The sequence below is a fragment of the Alteromonas sp. BZK5 genome (assembly GCF_014349115.1).
Taxonomy (GTDB): domain Bacteria; phylum Pseudomonadota; class Gammaproteobacteria; order Enterobacterales; family Alteromonadaceae; genus Alteromonas; species Alteromonas macleodii.
Window position 1 is genome coordinate 1 of the sequence record NZ_JACSOE010000140.1, and the last position, 5,623, is coordinate 5,623.

General features: G+C 40.9%; 6 protein-coding genes and 1 pseudogene. All 7 read right to left on the minus strand.

Annotated features, from left to right (window positions below):
- Positions 1-1,329: hypothetical protein (locus BIZ39_RS20060; RefSeq protein WP_187447860.1), on the minus strand; the 1,329-nt coding region annotated here is incomplete at its 3' end.
- A 253-nt stretch (positions 1,330-1,582) separates the two neighbouring features.
- Positions 1,583-2,395, minus strand: coding sequence for a PRTRC system ThiF family protein (locus BIZ39_RS20065; protein WP_187447861.1), 813 nt, complete (start codon positions 2,393-2,395; stop codon positions 1,583-1,585).
- 4 nt (positions 2,396-2,399) lie between these two features.
- A complete protein-coding gene (locus tag BIZ39_RS20070; RefSeq protein ID WP_187447862.1) occupies positions 2,400-3,164 on the minus strand; it encodes a hypothetical protein in 765 nt (254 codons plus the stop codon).
- A gap of 59 nt (positions 3,165-3,223) precedes the next feature.
- Positions 3,224-4,369, minus strand: coding sequence for a hypothetical protein (locus BIZ39_RS20075; protein ID WP_187447863.1), 1,146 nt, complete (start codon positions 4,367-4,369; stop codon positions 3,224-3,226).
- A 106-nt stretch (positions 4,370-4,475) separates the two neighbouring features.
- Positions 4,476-4,685: a hypothetical protein gene (locus tag BIZ39_RS20080; RefSeq protein WP_187447864.1), complete on the minus strand. Its 210-nt coding sequence runs from the start codon at positions 4,683-4,685 to the stop codon at positions 4,476-4,478.
- 11 nt (positions 4,686-4,696) lie between these two features.
- Positions 4,697-5,125 (minus strand): hypothetical protein, encoded by a 429-nt coding sequence (locus BIZ39_RS20085; RefSeq protein ID WP_187447865.1) that lies wholly within the window; start codon positions 5,123-5,125, stop codon positions 4,697-4,699.
- A gap of 59 nt (positions 5,126-5,184) precedes the next feature.
- Positions 5,185-5,623: pseudogene (locus tag BIZ39_RS20090) on the minus strand (hypothetical protein); the annotation flags it as partial.

Below are 5,623 nucleotides of genomic sequence, written 5' to 3' on the forward strand. Positions count from 1 at the left end.
TTTGTCGTAGTGAATATTGAGTTCTTTTCGCAAGTGTTCGCATGCGGTGTCGTCTGTGTCTTTTGCTTCGGCCTCTAGCAATGATAATAAAATATTTTTGATGGTAATAAGTTTTTGAAGTCTCTTAATTTGCGTAGAATTAAAGCTCATGCGCTCGTATTGAGGGGTGGTTTCAAAATCTAAGATACGCTTTACAGGTTTACCATCAACATCAAAACCCAGATTAAAAAGAGCTATATCGTCCGTCACTTCTATGTCTTGTTCGCCTTGATTGACGCTGTCAGGACTCAAATCTACATAGCAGTTGGTTAGGTCTGAACTGAGTGCGACTATTTTTTCGTTAATTTCAATGCTTGGCTCGCGTTTAACATCGACAATGAGTTTATTAAAGCGATCAGTGGTGACTTGTGTTTCACCTAGAATATGGGCTGGGTTCTCAATATAGTAATTATTGATTGATGCATTCCCCTCTGCGGTGACCTCAAAAGTATCTACGTCTAACCAATTTCTATTAAATTCACCGTCCTTGACCCGTTGGAAAACCACAATATCGGTTATAACGTTGGTATTATCATTTCCAAACACATCATTAGGCAGGCGAAAGGCTATTTTTAGCGTGGCAATTTTGGCTATTTCATTGCGGATAGTATTGTCTATCGAGTCAAGAAAAGAACGGGTAACGATTGCGCACAAGAACCCGCCTTCTCGAACCGTTTTCAACGTTTTCATCAAGAAGAAATTGTGCTCTGACCCTTTTATCTTACGATCATAATCATCTTGCAGGAACGTTTCTAAAAAAGGGGGATTGGCGATACCGCAATCATAATAATTATAGGGTAATGCCACCGATTGAAAGCCATTATTGATAACCTTGATGTTAGGCTCTTTTGCGGCGAGTATACCTGCACTAATAGGACAGTATTCAACAGCTGTAAACGTTGAGTTAGCGCGTGTGCTATCAGGGCAACTTTGAATGAGCGCCCCATCACCGGCGCTTGGCTCTATAACATTGCCACCAGTAAAACCTAGTTTAGACAATATAAACCACATAATTTCGCTTACATAATTCGGCGTGAAATAGGAGCTTAAAATCGACTGGCGCAGGTCAGCAAACACCTTTTCATCCACGGCGTCACGTAACCTATCTGACAGCACTTTATGTTTTGTATTTGTATCGAAGAGAGCGGCTAGGCCGCCCCATCCATCATAGCCATTTAAAACGTCGAGTTCACTTTGTGATAAAGGACGATCTTTTATGTCGTTTAATAGTTCAATGGCTTCAATGTTCTTCAATGCACGAGACTCAAAGGGGGTATAGTTCGTTTGCATTTTTTTCACTCCAAATTCATAGGTATAACTATGGTTACATGGAGTGATTTACCCGCTACTTTCCCTGTACAATGAAGGCGTTGAGTCGTGACGGCGTCAATAGTGAAAATCAATCAGGACTGATATGGCATCCACCTCGTTTATTAATATTTCTTCGCCACATCGTCCAATTTTATTGCTAGAAGGATACATATTGAGGGAACATTTAATTGTTACCCCTCAATATCATACAAATCATGACACCAACCTACGTTTAGTTTTGACAACTAACACTTCTTGGTTTTCTATACCGATAACCAAATGAGCGCCACACCTCTCGACTAATGCGAATTGGGCTAGAACCACACTGCTCAACATCATACATAGCGCCATTTACTGAGATACTTCCATTAAGGATGAGTCGAGAGAGTAACCCCACAGCAGTCGTAGCACCTGTTTCATTGACAGTAAAGTTTTGTCTAGAAAGTGCATCAAGAACATCACAACTAGGACGTTTGAGCATGTTATCCTCTTTCCCATTAGCTATGTCGGGAAACAGGTCTAGTGCGTTAGGCAGTCGATGATTCCCCCTACCGAATTCACCAAGCACTACATTTCCAAATTGTTCTCCAACACCAATATCAAGCCAGAGTGAAGTTTTACTTTTTTTCTTACCCATGAATTTTTGTATCTCATATCGACTTTTTGCGCTGTCAGTGGCAGTGATCACAATATCGAAATCCATAGAAGCGTCACTCGGGGCAAAATGGCGTGGAAAGCCACTGGCAAAATTCTTCCCGTATGCGTTATTCAGCTTATTTGCCATAACTTCTGCTTTATTAAACCCTACTTCGGTAGAGAAAAAACCTGTTCTATTTTTTCCCGTTTCAGTAACTTTTTTAGGGTCAAACAAGAAAAGCTGTAAGCCATATTCTTGTGCCGTCAATTCTTTGCGAATATGATTGAGTTTAAACAGTAAGGGCGCAATGGCACTGCCAGTTGCACCGCACCCCACCAGCGCAATTCGTAAAGTGCTATTGAGCCAGTGAGAGGGGCAAAAGTAGAGTCCAGCTTCGATATTCAACATGCGCTTAACCTCGCATCAGAGTTCTGATAGATAAAAGTGGGATTAAATCTTTCTTTACGTTAACACGATGTCTACGTTTGGCTTTTCTTGCCCAGTAACTCACGATTTGGGTGAATAGTGTTCTTTTTTTATCTTCTTCATCTTTGAGAAAAAGGTACTCTGTGTTGGTGTGCGTGGAAAGTGCATCAAAAAAGCAGCGTTCAATTAAGTGACAGTTCTGAGCGTTTGGAGTGTCTGGTATGAGATCGAGCGTATTTCCGAGACACAAGTTGCCCGAACGACTGATGTTGCCAATAGGCAGTTGGTATAATATGGAGTCAAGGGTCGGGCGTTTATCACTGTCTAAGCCAAACATTTTTAGGTGTCGTGTATTACGCTCAAAGACAAAAAGAGTAGCTGGAAATTTTACATGTAGCGTTTGTTGATTTACATCAGATGAATTCTTCAAGTAGAGATGACGCAGCATGGTGGGCTGATACCACATTAGAATATTCGCACTATCTACCAGTATGTTTGGCGGTATCCAATCCACTGTGCTGTATGACCGCTCTTTTCCCGCGGTAATCAGCTTTACAAGAGCGTGTGGGCTAATTTCATTTCCAAGTGATAATTCACCGTTAACAACATCGTGAAGCGTAGCGTTAACCACCTCTACATCACTGTTAGCATAATAGGTACTGGCTTTCTTAGTGTGTAGCAAGATAGCGTGGCTTGTTACAAACTCACTAATGTCCAATTCGTAAGCATTTCGATTAACTTCTTCAAGCATGATCTGCACTCCGTTTATTCTCTACATAGATAATCTCATGCGGTTAGAATGCGGCCACTTTACTGCCAGTAAATATCAAAATAAGTGTGAAGTAGGTGGGCAAATTTATCGAAATATTGAAGATCGTCAAATAACTTGGGATGCTTTATGTCGACCCCATAGTTCATTTCGTCACCATTGTTAAATGTATCATTACAGGTATTATCTACCGCTTCATAGGTGTTGGCGGGAATGTTAGACTCCCAATCACTTATTAGTACAAGATGCTGCCACATGTTGCTATCGTCAGTAACAATTAACGACTCAATGACATGCCCCTCTAGGTAGGTCTGATAGTATTGAATGTCATTTAGTAATTTGAGGGCGTCATGATCATCCCACAATTGCCACATATCTATTGTTTTTTCGACAACGGGCAAAAGTTCCTTCGTGTTTTTGTAGTGGGTTTTAGTACATTTATCACGCACCAATGAAGCGTAACAGGCTTCAAGCTGATGTTTACCAAAGTATTCAAAAATTTTAAGCGCATTACCGTATTTTTGATTTAAATACTCGACAGTTTCTTCTTCATCTTCACCCTCACGTTCATCCAAATCACCAATGATGTTTTCGTATTGCTCCATAAAAGTTTTTGAACACTTTATTTCTGTATAATCCCCCCAACAACCAAAAGCATATTCAATGACCTCGTCATTGGTTAATGCCCCAAAATCTTCTGCTAAAAGGTTAGAAAACGCGACGATTAAACCTCGCAATAAGTGATTTTCGGTGCTCTCTTTTAAATGGCCGAACCCAAAAAAGTCACTCAATACTAATTTAGGATTTCCACTGTTGAATAAAACATCCCAAACGCCACTGGTACATATAGTGGTTTCAGATTCTAATAGGTCATTGAAGTCGGTATGTAGCGCCCTCATAATTTTAGGATATTGCCGACTTCTTTCTGACGGTATCATCCCACTGTATTGCTTGAAAATATCAACGCTTAAACCAATGGGAAGTGCCTTTTCAGCGTAGTTAGAAATGATGTCATTTAAAGGAGTAGACGCGATTGCGAGTCTTGTTTCTTCTAAATTTTTTGCTGCATGTTTTATTGCTTTTTTGATGCTCAAATTTCGCCCTGCATATTGCAGGGGCGTGTTTACAGTAGCAGACTTGGAGTTGTCGATACGACTTGCAATCTCTTGAGATTTAACATGAAGCATGTTTGTGACTCCGTAGGCTTATTAGAGGTTTCTGTTGTATCTGGCTTAGAGATAGCGGTGAGCAGTGCCGCTATCTCTTGCTCTGTAGGGACGCTTGCGGTGTCCATTAACCATTCACCTTTGCAGTAGGCAATGGCACATCAAAGGTAAGTACCTTTCCATCATCTGACAAAACACCATCTGAGTCATACAGGCGTGTATGGCGCAATTGTGGAAAACTGGCGGTCAGAAATTCAATTGCCACGTTAAGCGGTGACTGAGGTGCTGGATCGGCAATATTCTTTACGCTACCTATGTTAAAAACACGTTTCATCATTTTGTTCCCCGTTATGCTAGGAAGTCAGAAAGAGGGTTTGACGACTCTGGCAAGTCATTCGCTGGTGGTGTATGTGTTACGTCACCAGATTTTGTTGATGTCTTTTCTTCTGGTTTAGCCGTTGCTGCGGTAGGAACTTTTTGTGACGCCTTAGCGTTATGTACCGTTTGATTGAACGCATTAACCGATGCGTTTAAATCTTCGTTGCTCAATGCCGCATTAAGGGATTCTTCTAACCCTGTTAACTGTTCCATAACGTCTTCCACACTACCAGCAACGACAATGGGTTGAATCAATTTTTGGCGTAATGCTTCATCTTTTACTTTTAGTGGACAAGGCATAACAGCAATTGAAACCTGTATGCCTTTCGGGTGGATGCTTGTACTTGTATTGACGCGATTAGCATAGTGCGTAAGCAAATTTGATATTGACTCTAACATGCGTATTCTCCGAGACTAAGAGGGCTAGCCACATGGCTAACCACTGACTTTATAATCGCTTAACTTATGCCATTCGCTACTTTTTGAACGGCTTGAATATAGGCTTTTGGTGCGTATTGACTAAAATCAAAATCTGCATCTGCCAGTGCTTTATGAATGTCGGGAACTTTACACGCCATAAGTTTTGCAAAACTACCTTTTTCCTTGGCTTCTAGGTGATCTTTGAACCCTGACTCCGTCAATATCTGTTTGATACCAGCCTTAGTAGTATGTTTGAGTTCAGCAACCGTCCATGAAGCAATAATGGCATCGTCAAGTTGACCTTTTGCAGATAGCAGCGTTAATAAGATATTACCTATGGGATATGAACTACTTTCTTCTCCTGATTCTTTTTCTCCTTTTTTGAGGTAGGAGAGCAGGGCGTTGTTCACTCTATCTTTAAGAGTCGCATCATCCATATTCACAACGTCTTTTATTTCGCTGACGTTGTAACCGTAC

Bases quoted from the DNA above. Each gene is read 5' to 3' on its own strand.
- BIZ39_RS20065 (WP_187447861.1), bottom strand. From the start codon at position 2,395: ATGTTGAATATCGAAGCTGGACTCTACTTTTGCCCCTCTCACTGGCTC.
- BIZ39_RS20070 (WP_187447862.1), bottom strand. From the start codon at position 3,164: ATGCTTGAAGAAGTTAATCGAAATGCTTACGAATTGGACATTAGTGAG.
- BIZ39_RS20075 (WP_187447863.1), bottom strand. From the start codon at position 4,369: ATGCTTCATGTTAAATCTCAAGAGATTGCAAGTCGTATCGACAACTCC.
- BIZ39_RS20080 (WP_187447864.1), bottom strand. From the start codon at position 4,685: ATGATGAAACGTGTTTTTAACATAGGTAGCGTAAAGAATATTGCCGAT.
- BIZ39_RS20085 (WP_187447865.1), bottom strand. From the start codon at position 5,125: ATGTTAGAGTCAATATCAAATTTGCTTACGCACTATGCTAATCGCGTC.